Source organism: Oceanobacillus sp. M65, from assembly GCF_052246275.1.
Classification (GTDB): domain Bacteria; phylum Bacillota; class Bacilli; order Bacillales; family Amphibacillaceae; genus Oceanobacillus_B; species Oceanobacillus_B jordanicus.
In genome coordinates this window covers 220,947-239,887 of the sequence record NZ_JBQQCJ010000001.1, presented here as the reverse complement: position 1 = coordinate 239,887, position 18,941 = coordinate 220,947, and the positions used below count along the sequence as shown (strand labels likewise).

Genomic DNA, 18,941 nt, shown 5'->3' with positions numbered 1-18,941 from the left:
TAAACATGATTACAGTAGCTGGAAGTATAAATATGGATCTTGTCGTCACAACGGATCGAACACCGAACAAAGGTGAAACGCTGTTAGGAAGAGACTTTCAAACAAACCCTGGTGGCAAGGGGGCAAATCAGGCAGTTGCTGCCGCTCGTCTTGGTAACATGACGAACATGATTGGACACGTGGGGAAAGACGCATTTGGTGTTTCATTAATAGAAAACTTAACCCAACAAAATGTGGGAACCGAATATGTAAAAGCAAAGGATGGCTCATCAGGCATTGCAACGATAACCGTAGCAGAAGGTGACAACTCTATTATCGTCATACCAGGCGCTAACTTCTTATGGGAATCGGAGGAATGGGAGCAATACGCGTCCATCATTCAAAAGAGCGATGTGTTAGTCCTCCAGCTTGAAATCCCGCTCAACGTGGTAGAGGCATTTGCAGATATGGCGAACAAGGTAGGAACCACGATCATCTTAAACCCTGCACCAGCGCAAGCCTTACCAGCTGGCCTAATTACATTAGCTGATTACCTCACACCTAATGAAACAGAATGTAAGGAACTCTTTGGGATGAAAGCAGAAGAGGCTGTCGCTCAATTTCCTAACAAATTAATCGTCACAGAAGGAGAAAAAGGGGCAGTTTACCATGACGGTACATCCCTCGTGCGCATTCCAGTTCCAGGTTTCCCTGTCAAAGCAGTGGATACCACAGGTGCAGGAGATACGTTTAACGGTGCATTAGCTTCGGCTATTGCTGAGGGTCTAACCTTAAGGAAAGCTGTCTCCTTTGCAAATGCGGCAGCATCCTTATCCGTCCAGCACCACGGAGCACAAAAAGGTATGCCGTCGAGAGAAGCCGTTTTACAGCGATTAGGTGAATTGGAGTAAATGAAAGGCATGGGATCAAGAGTACTAACACTGATTCCATGCCCTTTTTTCAGGAAAAATCGACCCCGCTCCAATGAAAGCGATTAGCGAGCATAATATTATACAAACCCACCTTGATCTATTATCATATCGAGAACAAGGAGGAGTAAAAAATGAACCCAGAATATCAAGATTTGTTTTCTCCATTAACGTTAAAAAATGGTGTTGAATTAAAGAACCGCTTAGTGATGGCGCCAATGACTAACTCTTCATCCAATCCCGATGGAACTGTAACGGATGCAGAGGTAAACTACTATGCTCGCCGTTCTAAAGGCGTAAGTATGGTCATCACGGCTACAACATATGTTATACCGAGTGGAAAAGGATTTCCTAATGAATTTGCGGCAGATCGTGATGCCATGATCCCGAGCTTAAGCAAACTAGCAAAAGCAATTCAAGCACAAGGCGCTAAAGCCATCTTACAAATTTTCCATGCTGGAAAAATGAGTCCCACAGATCTTGTTCCAGATGGCGATGTTGTGAGCGCAAGTGACGTTCCAGCGGATCGAGAAGGTGCTGCCAAGCCACGTCCTTTACGCGAAGAAGAGGTAGAAGAGATCATTGAAGCCTTCGGTGAAACGACACGCCGTGCCATTGAAGCAGGTTATGATGGTGTTGAAATACATGGAGCGAACGGCTACTTAATCCAGCAATTCTTTTCTCCACATTCCAACCTACGTGAGGACCGGTTTGGTGGAAGCCTGGAAAAACGCATGACTTTCCCACTTGCTATTGTTGATAAAGTACAAAGCGTCGTTGCAGAGCATGCAGATGACTCCTTTATCGTAGGTTATCGCTTTTCTCCGGAAGAGCCTGAAACACCAGGAATTACGATGGAAGAGACACTTCATTTAGTAGACGTGTTAGCAGATAAAAACCTAGATTACTTACATGTTTCCTTGTTCGACTTCTTCTCTAAGCCAAGAAGAGGTGTAGAGGATTTAGAGAAAACTCGTATCGCACACCTGCTAGAAACAATTGGCGAGCGTGTACCTTTAATCGGTGTAGGTTCCATTTATACTGCAGAAGATGCGAAACTAGCATTCAATACAGGTGTCCCACTTCTTGCCCTAGGTAGAGAGCTCGTTATTGATCCTGATTGGGTTCAAAAGATAGCCGAAGGAAGAGAAAGTGAAATTATTACGGAAATTAATAAAGAGAAGCAAGAAGAATTAGTAGTACCAGACCCACTTTGGAAAACTATCATAAACACACCCGGTTGGTTCCCAGGAGTGTAAGAACAAAAGGCTAGGCCACTGCACCAAACTGCAGGGCCTGTCTTTTCTTACTTATTCCTTAAAACGTGGGACAAACTTTTCAAGGAATCATATTGCTTAATGTGATATTTCCGGCCTTCCTTTTGTAAGTACTGTTTTTCACAGAATTGTGTTAGCACATGTAATAAATGTCTGTAGGACACGCCTAAATAATCGCAAACTGTAACATGTTTCTCTTTATAAACCCCGTTATCCGCCGTTTGCAGGATGAAATCAGCAAGCCTATTTTCAAGTGGGAAGGCAAGACTTTGCGTATATTTCATTGCCATCTGGGTTGCCTTTACGCTTAAAAACCGCGTTAGTTCGCGCAAAAATTTCGCATCTTCCATTAGTTGCCTTCGATAGTAATGCATCGGCAGAGCGAAACAAATGGTCTTTGTTGAGGCTTGAATCCCCTTTGTGTAATACACATCATGCAGTAATTCCATTTCCCCAATAAATTCATTGGCATTGATAAAATTAATTAGCGATACTTTCCCATTTTGATGGGTGATATAGATCTTTGCTTTTCCCTCTACCACGTAATATAGAAAGTCAGGTCTCGTTCCTTCTTGAATAATCCAATCATCACGCTGATATTCATGTACCTCCATATACGCTTCGACCGGGGCAGAAAACAAATGTTCAATGGAGTGGTTTTCTACATATAGACGTTTTTTGCTCGCTTTATAAATTTCCATTATTCACCTCAAAATAGGAGATATCTCATATTTTCTCTTTTCTTTCCATGATATCATGCAATCAATGAGGGGGATATAGAATGAACACACAACGTTGGATGGGCATACGATTTTTTAGTTTTTTTATGACATGGGGCATTTTTCTACCCTATTGGGCCGGGTGGATGATCTATACAAAAGGCATCTCTGTTTCAGAAGCTAGTTTGATCATGAGTGTAGGCTTGGTCGCAAGAGGACTCTCCACCTTATTTGCCTTTCCTTACCTTTCCGATAAGGTTAGCAGTAAGCGATTATTAAACATAGCGGGGATTGGGACATTCATTGCCCTTATCGCTTACATTCCGGCAGGATCCTTTACGAGTTTAATGGGAGCAACCATCCTTCTGCACCTTTTCTATCCAGCACTTATGCCTGCGTTAGATAGTGCTGCTGGTGTGCTTGTACAAAACAAACAATTAAAACATTATGGGAGAAGCCGGCAGTGGGGATCGATTGGCTTTGTTTCAATTGGCATGGTTCTTACTATTTTCACAGCGAGGTTTGGCGATGAGATCATTTTTTGGGCACTATTACTAGGAATAGTAGCTTTTGTGGTGCTTAGTCTGTTGCAAGCACCCGCTGTCTTATCTGTAAAACCACCAGCGGAACAAACACAAAAGATTGGCCTTTTCTCTGTATTCAAAATCAAACATTTTAGCCTCGTACTCCTAATTGTTATATTGCTACAGGCAGCACATGCGAGTTACTACAATTATGGTTATATTTTTTTACAGGATATCAATGCACCAACATACTTAATCGGTCTCATTATTAACATTGGTGTTATAGCTGAAATCATCTTTTTCTCAATTGCCGATAAAAGGTTTGGTAATTTTTCAGTAGGAGCCTTACTAACACTGTCAGCAATTGGTTCCTCTGTACGTTGGATTGCTGTATTTGCCTTTCCAAGCGTCGTTATCTTTAGTATTGCGCAAGTTCTACATGCATTTTCCTTTGCAATGGCGCATTATGCCTTTATGAAATACTTAATTAACAATATTCCGCAAGTACAGATACCAAAGGCACAGGGCATCTACTCTGCATTAGCGCTTAGCTGGAGCACTGCAGTATTCACCATTTTCGGTGGGTTTTTATATGAAATCGAACCACGCTTTGCATTTATCGGCATGGTCATTTGTACCATTCCAGCCATGTTGTTAGCGTTGGTTTATCGAAACGTGGAGACGAAGCAAGGTAATGTGCTGGAGACCATCTAAAAAACAGGCTTGTCCCTAGCGGATAAGCCTGTTACTTTTCTCAGCTGATTAAGCTTTTAAACGACGTACAAAGTCATGTAAATAATCAAGTGAGGTAATGTTCTGGTTACATGTTTCATTGTCTCGGCAGATATAATTCCCTTTCTTGGAAAACGTCCCTTGTACTTTTCCTTTTTTATGTGAAAGGAACAAACCTACCTCTTCATGTTTATGACAAATCGAACATATCCCTTTCTGTTTTATCATATCGAAGGAACCGTGTAACCCCGTTAATTTCCCGTTATGTTTCAGCACAATAAACTTTTTATTCGTACTGTAATCAATCCAGCTCAAATAACATACTTGCTGCAAGTCTAATTCTTGTAAAGCTGGTAATTTTAACTTTTTAACTTTAGGAAACAATTTTTTGATTCCTTGCTCTGTCACGTGAAACGGAATGACGTATGGTTTCAACTGTGATAAAAAACTTTCCGCTTTATCTTTATCATCCACCAATGTAATAGGTTGAAGTAACTGTGCTTGTTCCTCTGTTATTGCAGGGATTAATGCTAATACTCTTTCTTTAGCCATTGATTCTAATGCGTCCAATACGGCTTTTTCATTAGAAGTTGAGTGGCCACTAACTAAATCTTGCGCTTGCCGTGCAATGAAATTGAATTGGTCCACCCGAATAAAAGGCTCCATTTCTATCTCTCCAATCTTTAAACATAACTCAGATTCCTTATCCATTATAGAAAAGAAACCTTCTTATTCCTATGCAGAAAACAATTAGAAAACGTTTTGTACATAGGCAGAGCCTTTCTATTCGTTGTATGCATATAAGAAAGCACCGGAAGTCATCCTTTCAGAAAGACTTCCAGTGCTTCATGATCTCCTTATGTCTAGCTAGAATAGATAATCTTCTTAATGGTATCTACTGACAGATAATATTCTTCTGCTAAATCATCTATTGAAAACCCATCTTTATAGGCGTTTTTAATGGAAACGTTTCTTTCAGCAATCGCTTTTCTTGCTCCAGAAGACGTTCCCCACTTTTGATAGCTTGACTTCTCTTTCGGTATATATATCGTTTCACCTTGAATGTACTGCTGAATTTCTTTTATTAACTCTTCTGGTAAAATGGAATTCGCTTTAACATAGCTCATCATAGACAGCTCCTTATCCGTAATGTGGAAAATAAGGGGCAAAGCCTATAATTACTTTAGACGAATATATGTTTAAATGGTAACCTCATGCAAAGATTCGCCTATTCATTATTAGACTTTGCATGAGAAGCTACAATATCAGACATGATAAATGCCATATCTATCACCTACTCTTTATAACGCATTTTATATGACTCTCCTCTTTACTGTAATGAAATTTCTTCTCCTTTTCAATACAGGAATTAGGTTCCATTGTTTTTTATAGAGTTTTCATTGATTCTAAATCAACCTAGTGAGAAATGTTTTTCTCTCAATAGGGAAGTATGAATACTATGAGATAAAAATTGCATGTACGGGAGGAACGAATCATGTATGACTTGGATTTACATCATATTTTTCAACTTGGACTTATTTTAGTTATGATTGCAGCTGGAATTACGGCGATTGCAAAGAAATTTAAACAGCCCTACCCCATTGCGTTAGTCATTGTCGGGGCAATCATTGGGCTTGTGAACATTCCTGTATTAGAGCCATTAAAAGACTTTATTACAGAAGGAGAAGTTTTTAACTTTGTTATTATCACGTTGTTCTTACCTGCTTTATTAGGGGAAGCAGCGTTAAAGCTCCCTTTTTCCCATTTAAATGAAAACAAAAAACCGATTTTGGCCCTGGCGTTTGGCGGAACTTTTTTATCCTTTCTAATCATTGGCTTTTCATCCTTATGGCTTCTTGGACTTTCCATCCCTGCAGCCTTTGTATTTGCAGCATTAATGAGTGCTACAGACCCTGTTAGTGTTTTATCCATCTTCAAGAGTGTCGGTGTGAAAAAGAGACTTTCTACTGTAATTGAAGGGGAAAGTCTGTTTAATGATGGATTAGCGGTTGTCTTATTCAATATTTCCGCTTTCTCCCTGATCTCCTACCTCGACATGGGGGTACTAGGTGCTGGACATGGTGTATGGGAATTTATTAAAGTCATCTCTTTAGGCTTACTTATTGGAGGATTACTTGGCTACGGCTTTTCGCGTCTTACTCGATACTTTGATGATTATCCATTGGAAATCATATTTAGCATTATTCTTTTCTACGGTGCCTTCTTACTTGCGGAAAGCTTTGAGGCATCTGGAGTTATTGCCGTTGTGGTTGCAGCCCTTATTTTTGGAAATTATGGATCAAAGATTGGCATGAGTCCTGCCACCAAATTAAACATCAGTAATTTTTGGGACGTCGTAACACTGTTAGCCAATTCCCTCGTCTTTTTAATGGTCGGGTTAGAAATTACACGGATTAATGTGGCAGAACATTGGGGGCTTATTTTTACCGCCATTTTAATCGTGCTAATCGCCAGAAGCTTCGCAGTCTATGGCAGCCTTCTGTTCCTTAAAAACATCCCACTCTCCTGGAAGCATATCTTAAATTGGGGCGGTCTTAAAGGATCCTTATCCATCGCACTCGTACTTAGTCTTCCGAGAGATTTTGAAGGTCGTGAGGAGATCTTAATTCTTGCCTTTAGTGTCGTCTTGTTCTCGCTTGTCGTGCAGGGTCTTTCCATTAAACCGCTTATCACATGGCTTGGCGTAAATAAAAAAGAAGAAGGTTACCAAGAGTATGAAGCCCTTATTGCCCGTGCGCATCGTTACGAGACGGGAATTGAAGAAATCAATAAGGTAAAAAAGAACTTGTTTATAACAGAATTGGTTTCAGAATCTGTTGTCGATGAGTATAAAAAGCAACGTACCAAATTGCACAATGATATCAATGCGCTTTTCCATAAACACCCTGATCTTAGAAAAAAACAGGAAATCGCCCTCTTAAAACATTCGCTCTATGCGCAACACGAAGCCGTTGGGCATTTGTTAAAGGAAGATATTATTTCGAGTGAAGTTGCACAACAGGAACAGGATTTGATTACCAACAAAATCGTGGAATTAGAGGAAGATTCATAAAACGAGAAAAAGGCATCCCCTTTAGTAAGATGGATGCCTTTTTTTGAAGCATAAATGACTCAGAAATATTAAGTTCTTACTCTTTCTAGTTTAATTATAGCATAGAAAAAATCGATATTATAGACTATTCATCCTTATTTGCTACTGCTAAAATACAATAGAAACTGGTTGAGAGGAGAAATTCGTCAAAGAAAATAAACAGTCATGACTAGGAGGATACAGAATGAGTTCTTTCGTTCTCGGATTTCAGGAAATGAAAAAAACGCAACTTGGCCTTGTTGGTGGAAAAGGGTTAAATTTAGGGGAGTTATCAAAAATTGAAGGAATACAAGTACCTGAGGGATTTTGTATAACAACAGCAGCCTTCCAAAATGCCCTTGAACAAAACGAAGCTTTTCACGCGCTGGTGGATCAACTGACATTGCTAAAAGCAGAGGACCGAGATCAAATTGGTGAAGTGAGCAGGAATATTCGGAAGGTCATTATGGAAGTAGAGGTTCCTTCTGAGGTAGCGGAAGCTATTGCTCAGCATCTCTCCCAGTTAGGCGAGCAACATCCTTATGCCGTGCGTTCTAGTGCAACTGCTGAAGATTTACCACATGCTTCTTTTGCCGGTCAGCAAGACACTTATCTAAATATAATTGGCAAAGAAGCGATTATGCAGCATATCAGTAAATGTTGGGCTTCACTATTTACGGATCGTGCTGTAATTTACCGTATGCAAAACGGATTCGACCACAATCAAGTGTATTTATCCGTTATTATTCAAAAGATGGTTTTCCCGCAGGCTTCAGGAATTTTATTTACCGCTGACCCCATTACCTCGAATAGAAAGCAGCTATCAATCAATGCCAGTTTTGGGCTTGGAGAAGCACTGGTCTCTGGCTTGGTATCTGCCGATTGTTATAAAGTACACGAAGAAGACATCATTGATAAAATGATAGCAACTAAAAAATTGGCCATCTATGGACGAAAAAAAGGCGGAACAAAAACACAGCAAATTAATTTTGAACTGCAAAAGAAGCAAACACTTACTGATCAACAGATTCTAAAATTGGCACGTATTGCAAGACAGATCGAGACTCATTTCGGTTGCCCACAAGATATAGAATGGTGTTTGGTTGATGAAACATTTTATATTGTCCAAAGTCGTCCCATCACTGTCCTATTCCCCATCCCTGAGGCGAACAAGTCTCAAGAAAATCACGTCTATGTATCTGTGGGTCATCAGCAAATGATGACCGACCCGATGAAACCGTTGGGATTGTCCTTTTTTCTGTTAACCACGCCTGCACCGATGCGTCAAGCTGGTGGGAGATTGTTTGTTGATATCACACAAAGTCTTTCTTCACTCGATAGTAGAGAATCTTTATTAAATTCGTTAGGACAATCCGACCCGCTCATAAAAGATGCACTTTTGACTATACTACAACGAAAAGATTTTATAAAATCGCAACCAAATAATCAACAAAAACAGAGTCCTGGTAAAAGCAAAAAGGATATTACATCTGCGAGTTCTCAAGCACTATTCGAAAACAATCCGACAATTGTATCTGATTTGATTAGAAGTAGTCAAACTTCAATAGAGGAATTAAAACATAACATCCAAACAAAGACGGGATCAGAATTATTTGATTTTATTCGAAGGGATATCCAGAAATTAAAGGGAAATTTATTTGATCCACAAAGTTTGGCTGTGATTACGGCTGCTATGAATGCTTCATCATGGATTAATGAAAAAATGAATACGTGGTTAGGTGAAAAAAATGTTGCAGATACGCTCTCACAGTCTGTTCCAAACAATATCACTTCTGAAATGGGTCTAGATTTATTGGATGTCTCAGATGTAATTCGTCCATTTCCAAAAGTCATTGCTTATTTACAACATGTAAAAGATGATAACTTTTTAGAGGAAATCGTTAAGTTTGATGGTGGACAGGAAACTCAGGAGGCAATAATAGATTACCTTAACAAATACGGGATGAGATGTGCTGGAGAAATTGATATTACGAGAACTCGTTGGAGTGAAAAACCAATTACACTTGTACCCATGATCCTAAGTAATATTAAGAACTTAGAACCTAATGCCAGCAGACGAAAATTTGAACATGGGCGACGCATTGCTTTGAAGAAAGAACAAGAGTTATTAGATAGATTGATACAATTACCGGATGGTGAACAAAAAGCCCAAGAAACAAAACAGAAAATTGACCTAATCCGGGGTTTTATCGGGTATCGAGAATATCCAAAATACGCTATGATTAATCGTTATTTTGCTTATAAGAAAGCTTTACTGGAAGAAGCCGAAAAACTTGTACAAGAAGGCGTAGTTCACGAAAAAGAGGATATATACTATCTTACTTTTGAAGAATTTCACGAAGTTGTAAGCACAAAAAAATTAGATTATCAGATCATTAGCCAACGTAAGGATGAATACACCTTATATGAGAAATTAACTCCCCCACGTGTTATCACTTCTGATGGGGAGATTATTACAGGTGATTACAAACGGGAAAACCTCCCAGCCGAAGCAATTGTAGGGCTACCTGTTTCTTCTGGCGTTATAGAAGGGAGAGCCCGTGTTATCTTAAACATGGAAGATGCTGATCTAGACGATGGAGATATATTAGTCACCTCCTTTACTGATCCTAGCTGGACACCATTGTTTGTATCCATAAAAGGCCTAGTCACCGAAGTCGGTGGACTGATGACTCACGGAGCAGTTATCGCACGTGAATATGGCCTGCCAGCAGTTGTCGGGGTAGAAAATGCTACCAAATTGATAAGAGACGGGCAACAAATTCGCGTCCACGGCACAGAAGGATATATTGAAATATTATAAGTGCTTTCTATTGTTATAACTAAAAAGTAACATAAGAGAAAAATAATAATGGTGTATCTGTCATTACATAGACAGATACGCCATTATTCCATTTTAATGACTTATAAATTTAGTGTTCATTTTGTTCTACATAGCTTTTAAAATTGCTTAGGATCGCCTGCCAACCTTGTTGCTGAAACTCTGCTGGATGTGAAGCGTCTGCATCAAACGTCTCCACTACTTCGTTTTCCTTGTCATCACCTTTAAACGTGATGTTTACTTTCCTTCCATCCGCCATGGTATAAGTAATAACCTCATGTAATATTACTTCATCATAGATTCCACCAAAGTCGAAACCTGTACTGCCATCTTTGGCTTCCATTTTTGAAACAAATGTCCCGCCTACTCTAAGATCATTTTCTGCAAATGGGGTGTGCCAATCATCTGAAGCATTGTTCCATTGTTTAATGTGGTCTGGCTCTGTCCAATACTTCCACACCTTGTCTATTGGTGCTTGAACAGTTGCTTCTACTCTGATTTCTTTTGATGTTCCCAATTTAATACCCTCCTAAATAATCACATGATTTTTTTATCGGAGTTGGTTACATGAGATGTCTTATTATATATTATAAAAGGCCAACAGTTATTTTACTACTTAGAATTATTAAAAAGTGCATTACCCGGGAAATAATCCTAAACTATCCATACTAATTACAATCACCTGTTTAATGTTCTAACGCTTCCTTCTCTCCCTCTTTCCGTTCAGCAGGGATGTGTCCATACCGCCAAATTAAACTTCTTTCATAGAAGTCATACCAAAAATTTATCTTGTCAGAAATTTGCTCGACTTGTTCTTCCGACACAATAGGGTCTACATGTGTAAGAAGGATATCCTTATTCAATACGTACGAACGGCAAAATTGTTTCAACTCTCAGAAATATTCTAGTTACCACCTGACCATCAAAAAAAGAGCACACCAACAAAAGGTGTGCCCTCATCTCTTCTATTATCGATCAAATGTAACTCTCTCTGTTGCATTTCCCAAGGTAATCGCTGTTTCACTTGGTTTTGTTTGGGAAATCAGCTTGCCATTTCGGAAGGAGTACCGTACTGCAGCCTGCTTGCGAATCACTTCATATTCATTCTCTGCTGTCATGACGATGAAGTTTGCTGGCTTTCCTTCTTCAATTCCGTATTTGTCTTCAATATGCAATGTCTTCGCACTGTTTTTCGTGATCAAATCAATCGAGTTTACAATCTGCTCATAGCCCATTAATTGTGATGCATGGATTCCCATATGCAAGACTTGAAGCATATTTCCTGTTCCGAGAGGATACCATGGATCAAAGATATCATCATGGCCGAAGCAAATGTTTAATCCAGCTTCTTGTATTTCTTTTACCCGCGTTAATCCACGGCGCTTCGGATACGTATCAAATCTTCCCTGCAAATGAATGTTCACCAGTGGATTGGATACAAAGTTAATGTTCGAGAGCTTCAATAGGCGGAATAATTTCGTTGTATAGGCATCATTGTAAGAGCCCATTGCTGTGGTATGGCTCGCAGTTGTTCGCTCGCCCATGCCACGTTCGTATGCTTCTTTGGCTACCACTTCCACAAATCGAGACTGCTCGTCATCGATTTCATCACAGTGGATATCTACTAGAAGATCATATTTTTCCGCTAGATCAAAGGCTGTCTTCATCGACTCCACACCATATTCTCTTGTGAATTCAAAGTGAGGAATACCACCCACTACATCCGCACCCAATTTCAATGCCTCTTCAAGTAATTCGACACCATTTGGGAAAGATTGAATCCCTTCTTGTGGAAACGCGACAAGCTGAATGTCAACAAAGTCCGCCATTTCTTTCTTCACTTCTATCATGGCTTTTAATGCAGTCAGACTTGGGTCAGTTACATCAACATGTGTACGAACATGTTGGATTCCTTGTGCAATTTGCCATTTTAGTGCCTTTTTCGCTCTTGTCTTCACATCTTCCTGTGTTAACGACTCCTTGCGCTGAGACCAGCGTTGGATTCCTTCAAAAAGGGTGCCGCTTTGATTCCATTCCGGCTCTCCAGCAGTTAAGGTTGTATCTAAATGAATATGTGGCTCAATGAATGGCGGTAAAACAAGTGCGCCCTTTGCGTCAATTACCTCTTCTATACCCGAAACTTCCTCAAGATTTTGTGTAATAGCAGCAAACTTGCCATCTTCAATCAATATATGCCAATGTCCTTCTTTTCCACGTAATGTTGCATTTTTTATGAGCATGTGAGATCTCCCTTTTTCTAAAATAAGAATGTATAAAGTGAACCTTCAATCAGTGGGGTTCCCCCAAGGCAAGCCTTTCCTAGTCGGCCTTCCTTAAAACGGGTGCTTCTTCTTTTTTCATTTTTATTGATGCGAGATACATAAATACGATATAAACAGCTGCTGTTCCAATTAAGGCATTTAATGGAGTAATTCCTGGTGCTAGCTGTGCAATTACAACACCACTTGCCCATGCCCCAATCGCAACCCAGTTTACTGGTTTAAACGTCATTTCTTTAAACGTACCATACTTCCTTTTTCTAACAAAGAAATAGTCCGCGATAATGATTGCCCCAATGGAAGGGATAGCAGCGCCCAGAATGTTTAAGAAGCCGACAAAGTTGTTGTACATCCACATGGCAAGCAGTGTCCCAACGAGTCCATTTACAACAACAAATACCTTTTTAGGAAGCTTGGTGATATTCGCAAACCCTAGACCTGATGCATAGAGGGCATTGTCATTGGTTGTCCAAATATTTAACCCTAACACGATAATCGCCGGAATCATTAATCCTTGTAAAAACATTACTTCTGAAATATCTGGTAGTCCGTAAGACATTGCTCCGACTGCGCCAAACAGAAACATGAGGGAGTTTCCTAAGAAAAACGCGATAACCGTTGCTACTACCGCAGAACGTGATGTCTTGGCAAACCGTGCAAAGTCTGGTGTTAACGTTCCGCCACTAATAAAGGAGCCAACGCAAATCGTAAGAGCTGCCGCTACCGTCAATGTTTCTGTAGGTTCATAACTCCACAGGGTATCAAAACCACCCATGTACTCTGTTGCTTCAAATACAGAATAGCTTCCTAAAATTGCAATGGCAGGTACAGCAATAAATCCTAAGACGACTAAAGCTTTCATGCCAAAGATTGCTGATGCTGTAATGGCAATTCCAAAGATAAAGATTAAAGCATAGACATTCCAATCCATGGCGGTTGCGACAGGCACAGCAAACATTGCCACTCCAACACCAAACCAGCCAACCTGCGTAAATCCTAGTAAAAAGGAAGGCAAATACGATCCCTTTTCACCAAACGCGTATTTAGCCAGAAGATGTGTAGACAAGCCTGTCTTTGCCGCAATATAAGCAAGCGATCCTGTATACATCCCAAGCGCTATATTTCCGATTAACATGATTAAAATAAATTGTGAGAATGATAGGCCAGCCCCCAATTCCCCACCAGCTAGCATACTTGCAGAGAAGAACGTAAACCCGAGCATAACGGATAATGTCTTCCAAAAATTATTTCGTTCTGACTGTGGTACTGCTTGTAATGAATACTCAACATCTATTTTTTTCATCATTATTCCCCCAACTATGATTTTTCCGGCACCAAAAATCACAGCAAAAAAAGAGGCTAATTACCAGTTAACCTGACAATTAGCCTCTTTTTTATACAATACACCAGCATAGGGTAAAGCACACCTACTCCTCGTGTATTGTAAAAATCCGCTGTCCTTGTCAGCCTCTCTGGACTGAATTAAAGGTACCATATGCAATTAAGTAGATTATGACAGGAAAACTAGTTCGTGTCAATTGGGTGTGTGGACAGAAGTAGATTTCCTTTTACAAAAAGCGCTCATAGATGAAACCGTCGAATGAACTCCTCTTTAAATGTTTTGGATGAAAATAACAGCATGCCAATAAGTGTTAGCAGTGCATAGAGAGAAGTTCCTGCGCATGCCCAGAGGATTGTAGCAATCCCGGTAATATACAAGCCAATGGGAACAAAACCGATCCCAATCATGGCTAATATATAGCCCACATATTCCCGCCAGCGCATTCGCTTTTTCAAAATAATGATGGTTATCAGAAGCGTAGCCATAATAATTATCAAAGGGATGGCAAAATTTACTGACCATCGCTGGAAAACTGATGTAATGTCCACGATTACCAGTACACTAGATAGGCTTATTACCTGTAAAACAATTTTCGAGCCTGTATGTGCCGATGAAAGGATAGTATGGTTCATTGTTACGAAAAGATAAAGCGCCCCGCCTACTACATACAGCGACCAAAGGTAGTCGGGATTTACTAGAAGGTTTATAACAAAACATGTACTTGCCATAACAATAGATAGAAAGGTCACTATCTTTGCGATAAATGTCCTTCTTTTTTTCAGTATCATATCCGGATAGTCTGGATATAACTTTACCTCATTATCTATTGATTCAGCTACTTTACGATGACATAAGGGACATGTCACGTGATCGACCGACACCCCACAATAATTGCAGTAATTCATTTCGCCTCCCCCCAATTATTGGAGTAAACTTCCACATTAAGGCCTGTTAAACGAGACAGTTGATTGAAGAACGACTTAATTATTTCCGATTCTACAATCGAGCGCGCAAACGTTATGGTCATTTGGTCATTAACAGAAGAGACTCCACAATTAATGGGACTATTTTTGGTGGGATACAGGACAACTTCCATTCTTTCAATATAACTTTTCATCGAGTCAGGCAGATTAATGCTTCCTAGATTAGTCAGGGTGAGCGTTTTCGCTAATTCCCCATAATGTCTAAACCCGTAGCGCATCGCATGATACTTTATGGACAATGGTACAATTCTTGTTTTTAAGCTCTTTTGTAGCTGCACGTGTCGATTGATCCCATCCTGTAAGTGCTGTCTATCCGTCTTACTTCTTAGTTGCTCCGATACTGTTTTAATAATATCCTCTAATGTAATGTCACCCGAAACATCCACCCTTACATTGACTACGGAAAAGAAGTTTCTTAATGTTATGGAAGGAAATTTGCGACGGAGATTAGCAGGCAGCGCTATTGTAATATTTTCATTGTATACGCCGTACTTCATTGTTTCGGAATAAATAGCATGGATGAGCACTGCGGTAATAAATTCCGTTACAGACATGCCCTTTTGCTTTGCAACATGATTTAAAGCCGAAGCACGGATTACGCCATGAATAACATTTACGCCTGAAGGGTCAAATGGCGTTCCTTTAATCTGAAAAGCTCGCTGTACTTTATCCTGAAGATAATTTCGAGTCGACTTCTGATAATACTTTTCAAAACTATCTTCTGTTTCATACTTACTTGGCACTTGATCCGAAAATAATAACGCATCCCCGTCTACTGCTATGTCTTCTCCTTGCAATGTTAAATATTGATAAATTAATGTTTTAAGAAACTCAACTGCTCCTGTACCGTCTGTAAGGGAATGAAAAATTTCCACCGCTATTCGTTTGTTAAAATATAAGACTTTGAACAAATAGCCATTATTCTCCTTTGGATGAATGGGGTGACAGGGGTAGGTCGTTTCCTGCTGAACGCTAAGTTTTTCTTCATTACTCTCCATAAAGTCCCAAAAGATCCCTTTGCGTACTTTTACAGCTAGTGTCGGGAATCGTTTGATGACGTGATCGAGCGCCTCTTGCAATATCTCCTCGTCTATCATGTCTTTCATTAGTACAGAAACACGGTATACGGAGGAATTAGAAGCTTCTGTTACTGCGTGAAACACCTTACCTGCATTATCAACTTTAAACCATTTACTCATAAATGTACCTTCTTTACCTATAGCTAATTTCTATGGAAAAATGTAAACTCATTTACCAAATACATGCTATTATAGCATTTGATATTTTCGTATGATATCGCTCTTTTGATAAACAGTTTACTGGAAACGGGGAGATCTAACAAGCATCTATATAGATCTAAATGTTACATAGAGGAACTTATTTATACAGATACCTACACTATAGACACAACATTACAGTAAAGAGGATTATGAAAGAATAAGAATAACAAGCCCCCCCAAACGTCTGAGCATTGATAAAATTTGGCCAACATTAATAAAAAATGCTTCCTACTATAAGGTAAATTCTTTGAGTTGCTAAGAAAGGTAGCTTAGGATTTTCGGGGCAGCTAAGGGACCAAGACCTAGCATAGGCTGCATTGCAAGTAACAAAACCCTTCCTAACACCTGTATACCTTCATAGGCACTTTTATAACAGGTTAGTAGTTTGTTTCCTTTTTGTCATTTTCCCTTTTGCTCCTTTTGCTAGATAAACAATATATACCACCAGTAAAACACCATACACAATAGAAGCGACTAGATAGATTGCTTGGTAAGATGCAGCAGTAGCGACTAGCCCAAGAATAACAGACCCTCCTCCAATACCTAAATCGAAAAAATTAAAGAATGAAGCCATTGCATTCTCATGTTCATGCTCCTCCACTAAGTTCATACACCACGTTTGAATGGCTGGAAAGATAGCCCCAAATCCAAATCCATAAAGTAGAGCTGCTAACATAAACATGCTATCACTACCGGCGAAAAATAAAATAAAAAATCCTATCATTGATAAAATGGAACCTGGAATTACAATGACAGAAGGCCCGTGAACATCAAACAACTTTCCTGATATTAATCGAATAGCAAAACTCGCTACAGCAATTAATAAGAAAAACAATCCCACATGAGTAAAATCTTTCTCTATGGCATATAAAGAAAAGAAAGACATAATACCTCCTGCCGCAACTCCAACAAGAAGAATAAGCATTGCTGGAAACAGAACTCGCTTCTCCAGTATTTTTACTTTAACACTATGTTGTTCATCCAACTGGTTTCCGCTTGGTCTTCTCTTTATAAAAACTGCCATAACAATGGCTAGAATAAGTACGGACATTCCTCCAAAGAACAAACGTTTAAAGTCATATAATTCTAGTGTCATAACCCCAATCATTGGACCTACAGAGATGGCTACCGTTTCTCCGACACCAAAATAACCGATGCCTTCACCTCGCCGCTCCTTAGGAATAATTTCAGCAGCAAGCGTTGCAAAGTAAGTTGTTGCTAACCCAAATCCTGCTCCATGAATAAGCCGAATGATTAATAATGTTGTTACATTATTTGATAGATAGTAAGCACCTGTAGATAGAGCCATGATTAGCATACCCAAAACCAAAAGCAACTTTTTATCAAATTTTGTTGCAAGAATTCCCGCAAACGGGCGAGTTAAAATTGCAGATAACATAAAAACACCTGTAACCAGCCCCACTTTACTTGCGTCTCCTCCTAGAGCCGTGACAAATAAGGGCAGGGTTGGTAGTAACATTTCGAAAATCATAAAAGTTAAGGCATTGGCAATCGTTACAAAAATGAAAGACAATGACCAAATCTTATTATTTGTGTGAGTCATTCTTTTTCTCTCCTTCTTTTAATTCAGTAGAAAATCTAGGAAATTTCCTACCACAAACCAACACAAATAATAAACCTTCCTGTAAGGGGAAGGTCAATAACTAACTGGGATTTGTATTTCTGTTACGTGATCTTTTTTATCTTTTGATATGTATTGATCTATAATCGTTCTTTCTATTGAGTCTCCTATAATTTGAAGGCTGTTTTTCTTAATGTAATCTAGTAAGATATTATAATATGGAGAGGAATCGTGGTGTTCTCCCGTATAATAAATGCTGGCATAATTCCCTTCCGCAAAAGTTGTTACTAATGGGCTCTGTATATCTTCCTCTTCAATTGAGATAAAAATGGAGTTGTATTCCTCAAATTTGTTTTCTTTTATATTACGTTGATCTACTGTCAAGCCGACTCCGCCAATAAAAATGGAGGAATTCATATTGGACAAATTCTCTAATTGTCTTAAAGAAACCTCCATTTTAGGTGCTGTATCCATTTTGCTCATTAATCTTACTATTTTCCTTTCATTCATTTTCAGGACTCTCACCACTCCTAATTCCGTTATTTCTCGAGCAAATGTGATATCCTTTATACGGTTTTGAAAACTACGGTTAATTTGCTCTAACTCCTTTATTTTTTGTTCTGTTAGATTCTTCTGTTTCTCTAATAAACCCAGGAAACCATCAATATCTCTATGATCTAAATGGCTCTTAATTTGCTTTAAAGAAAATCCTAACTTCTTCAAGTAATGGATCGTGTTTAATTGTTCAAATTGTTCGGTTGAATAGTATCTATAGCCATTCGTTAGATCGACTTTAATTGGTCTTAATAATTCAATTTCATCATAATATCGCAATGTTTTCATTGTAGTATTATGGAGCTTCGCCATTTCTCCAATGGTAAATAGATTTTTCATTTTATCATCCTTTTTATGACTATGAGGTCCAACTTGTGTTTTGAAATGATTTCTCTTTCATAGTCAATTAATCATCATAAGCTTTATACCAATGATACGGCTGAATTTCTTTTAATGTTTTAAATTGAAGTTCACCAGACGGAGTGGTTACAGCTGCTTCTACGTCCTCTCCCCAGTAAAAAAGCCGTTCTTGGCATACACCACATGGAGTTAAAATCGTAAACGGAGCATTTTCATCATCCCTTACGACACAGATAGTATGTGTTACTCTCGTATTAAGCTTATGCGCTTCTAGAATAGCACCTGTTTCTATACATAGCTCTGTGGAAGCAACAATAACATCTGGTGATACACTGGTGAGGATTTGCCCGCTTTCCGTATACATTGCAGCGGCGCCTCCCCATCCAGAAGGGTATCTATCTTCTATTAATTCTATTGCTGATTGGTAAAGCTGTTGTTCTATGTCCATCTTATCCTCCCTAAATGAT

At 39.2% G+C, this 18,941-nt stretch carries 17 protein-coding genes; 5 read left to right on the top strand and 12 right to left on the bottom strand.

From position 1 onward, the window contains the following. Nucleotides 1–5 precede the first annotated feature (5 nt). A complete protein-coding gene (gene rbsK / locus ACTWPF_RS01175) occupies nt 6–890 on the top strand; it encodes a ribokinase (protein ID WP_443148043.1) in 885 nt (294 codons plus the stop codon). A 152-nt stretch (nt 891–1,042) separates the two neighbouring features. Next, a complete protein-coding gene (locus ACTWPF_RS01170) occupies nt 1,043–2,167 on the top strand; it encodes an NADH-dependent flavin oxidoreductase (protein ID WP_443148042.1) in 1,125 nt (374 codons plus the stop codon). 47 nt (nt 2,168–2,214) lie between these two features. On the opposite strand, the gene yeiL is transcribed toward ACTWPF_RS01170, so the two are convergent. Next, nucleotides 2,215–2,886, bottom strand: coding sequence for a transcriptional regulator YeiL (gene yeiL, locus ACTWPF_RS01165; protein WP_161464170.1), 672 nt, complete (start codon nt 2,884–2,886; stop codon nt 2,215–2,217). 80 nt (nt 2,887–2,966) lie between these two features. Between yeiL and ACTWPF_RS01160 the strand changes: the two genes are divergently transcribed. Beyond that, nucleotides 2,967–4,142 carry an MFS transporter gene (locus ACTWPF_RS01160; RefSeq protein ID WP_161464171.1) on the top strand — a complete coding sequence of 392 codons (1,176 nt, stop codon included), beginning with the start codon at nt 2,967–2,969 and terminating at the stop codon, nt 4,140–4,142. Between the two features lie 48 nt (nt 4,143–4,190). Here ACTWPF_RS01160 and ACTWPF_RS01155 read toward each other — a convergent pair whose 3' ends face one another. Together ACTWPF_RS01155 and ACTWPF_RS01150 are read right to left on the bottom strand one after the other, a co-directional pair. Continuing rightward, entirely contained in the window at nt 4,191–4,826 is a 636-nt protein-coding gene (locus ACTWPF_RS01155) for a FusB/FusC family EF-G-binding protein (protein ID WP_443148041.1), read from the bottom strand. A 197-nt stretch (nt 4,827–5,023) separates the two neighbouring features. After that, a complete protein-coding gene (locus tag ACTWPF_RS01150) occupies nt 5,024–5,287 on the bottom strand; it encodes a CD3324 family protein (protein WP_443148040.1) in 264 nt (87 codons plus the stop codon). Between the two features lie 368 nt (nt 5,288–5,655). Here ACTWPF_RS01150 and ACTWPF_RS01145 point away from each other — a divergent pair, with 368 nt between their 5' ends. Both ACTWPF_RS01145 and ppsA read left to right on the top strand, forming a co-directional pair. Continuing rightward, entirely contained in the window at nt 5,656–7,233 is a 1,578-nt protein-coding gene (locus ACTWPF_RS01145) for a Na+/H+ antiporter (protein WP_443148039.1), read from the top strand. 223 nt (nt 7,234–7,456) lie between these two features. After that, nucleotides 7,457–10,075, top strand: coding sequence for a phosphoenolpyruvate synthase (gene ppsA, locus ACTWPF_RS01140; RefSeq protein ID WP_443148038.1), 2,619 nt, complete (start codon nt 7,457–7,459; stop codon nt 10,073–10,075). Between the two features lie 109 nt (nt 10,076–10,184). Here the strand turns inward: ppsA and ACTWPF_RS01135 are convergent, their stop codons facing one another. From ACTWPF_RS01135 to ACTWPF_RS01095, 9 genes are all read right to left on the bottom strand, one after another. Continuing rightward, complete coding sequence (locus tag ACTWPF_RS01135) at nt 10,185–10,610, bottom strand: SRPBCC family protein (protein WP_443148037.1); 426 nt, start codon at nt 10,608–10,610, stop codon at nt 10,185–10,187. A 169-nt stretch (nt 10,611–10,779) separates the two neighbouring features. Continuing rightward, nucleotides 10,780–10,917: a hypothetical protein gene (locus ACTWPF_RS01130; RefSeq protein WP_238017379.1), complete on the bottom strand. Its 138-nt coding sequence runs from the start codon at nt 10,915–10,917 to the stop codon at nt 10,780–10,782. A gap of 144 nt (nt 10,918–11,061) precedes the next feature. Continuing rightward, complete coding sequence (locus ACTWPF_RS01125; RefSeq protein ID WP_443148036.1) at nt 11,062–12,333, bottom strand: cytosine deaminase; 1,272 nt, start codon at nt 12,331–12,333, stop codon at nt 11,062–11,064. A gap of 79 nt (nt 12,334–12,412) precedes the next feature. Then, nucleotides 12,413–13,675 carry a cytosine permease gene (gene codB / locus ACTWPF_RS01120; protein WP_443148035.1) on the bottom strand — a complete coding sequence of 421 codons (1,263 nt, stop codon included), beginning with the start codon at nt 13,673–13,675 and terminating at the stop codon, nt 12,413–12,415. 278 nt (nt 13,676–13,953) lie between these two features. Next, complete coding sequence (locus ACTWPF_RS01115; protein ID WP_443148034.1) at nt 13,954–14,619, bottom strand: DUF6320 domain-containing protein; 666 nt, start codon at nt 14,617–14,619, stop codon at nt 13,954–13,956. Beyond that, nucleotides 14,616–15,896 (bottom strand): alcohol acetyltransferase, encoded by a 1,281-nt coding sequence (locus ACTWPF_RS01110; RefSeq protein ID WP_443148033.1) that lies wholly within the window; start codon nt 15,894–15,896, stop codon nt 14,616–14,618. Before ACTWPF_RS01110 ends, ACTWPF_RS01115 begins: the two co-directional genes overlap by 4 nt. 448 nt (nt 15,897–16,344) lie before the next feature. Further along, entirely contained in the window at nt 16,345–17,541 is a 1,197-nt protein-coding gene (locus ACTWPF_RS01105) for an MFS transporter (protein WP_443148032.1), read from the bottom strand. 93 nt (nt 17,542–17,634) lie between these two features. Beyond that, a complete protein-coding gene (locus tag ACTWPF_RS01100) occupies nt 17,635–18,453 on the bottom strand; it encodes a MerR family transcriptional regulator (protein ID WP_443148031.1) in 819 nt (272 codons plus the stop codon). A 67-nt stretch (nt 18,454–18,520) separates the two neighbouring features. Beyond that, nucleotides 18,521–18,922 carry a cytidine deaminase gene (locus ACTWPF_RS01095; protein ID WP_443148030.1) on the bottom strand — a complete coding sequence of 134 codons (402 nt, stop codon included), beginning with the start codon at nt 18,920–18,922 and terminating at the stop codon, nt 18,521–18,523. Nucleotides 18,923–18,941: the final 19 nt, after the last annotated feature.

Coding starts and splice junctions, on each gene's coding strand:
- ppsA (WP_443148038.1), top strand. CDS start 7,457: ATGAGTTCTTTCGTTCTCGGATTTCAGGAAATGAAAAAAACGCAACTT.
- ACTWPF_RS01115 (WP_443148034.1), bottom strand. CDS start 14,619: ATGAATTACTGCAATTATTGTGGGGTGTCGGTCGATCACGTGACATGT.
- ACTWPF_RS01170 (WP_443148042.1), top strand. CDS start 1,043: ATGAACCCAGAATATCAAGATTTGTTTTCTCCATTAACGTTAAAAAAT.
- ACTWPF_RS01155 (WP_443148041.1), bottom strand. CDS start 4,826: ATGGAGCCTTTTATTCGGGTGGACCAATTCAATTTCATTGCACGGCAA.
- ACTWPF_RS01145 (WP_443148039.1), top strand. CDS start 5,656: ATGTATGACTTGGATTTACATCATATTTTTCAACTTGGACTTATTTTA.
- ACTWPF_RS01150 (WP_443148040.1), bottom strand. CDS start 5,287: ATGAGCTATGTTAAAGCGAATTCCATTTTACCAGAAGAGTTAATAAAA.
- ACTWPF_RS01160 (WP_161464171.1), top strand. CDS start 2,967: ATGAACACACAACGTTGGATGGGCATACGATTTTTTAGTTTTTTTATG.
- ACTWPF_RS01125 (WP_443148036.1), bottom strand. CDS start 12,333: ATGCTCATAAAAAATGCAACATTACGTGGAAAAGAAGGACATTGGCAT.
- rbsK (WP_443148043.1), top strand. CDS start 6: ATGATTACAGTAGCTGGAAGTATAAATATGGATCTTGTCGTCACAACG.
- ACTWPF_RS01100 (WP_443148031.1), bottom strand. CDS start 18,453: ATGAAAAATCTATTTACCATTGGAGAAATGGCGAAGCTCCATAATACT.
- codB (WP_443148035.1), bottom strand. CDS start 13,675: ATGAAAAAAATAGATGTTGAGTATTCATTACAAGCAGTACCACAGTCA.
- ACTWPF_RS01105 (WP_443148032.1), bottom strand. CDS start 17,541: ATGACTCACACAAATAATAAGATTTGGTCATTGTCTTTCATTTTTGTA.
- ACTWPF_RS01110 (WP_443148033.1), bottom strand. CDS start 15,896: ATGAGTAAATGGTTTAAAGTTGATAATGCAGGTAAGGTGTTTCACGCA.
- yeiL (WP_161464170.1), bottom strand. CDS start 2,886: ATGGAAATTTATAAAGCGAGCAAAAAACGTCTATATGTAGAAAACCAC.
- ACTWPF_RS01095 (WP_443148030.1), bottom strand. CDS start 18,922: ATGGACATAGAACAACAGCTTTACCAATCAGCAATAGAATTAATAGAA.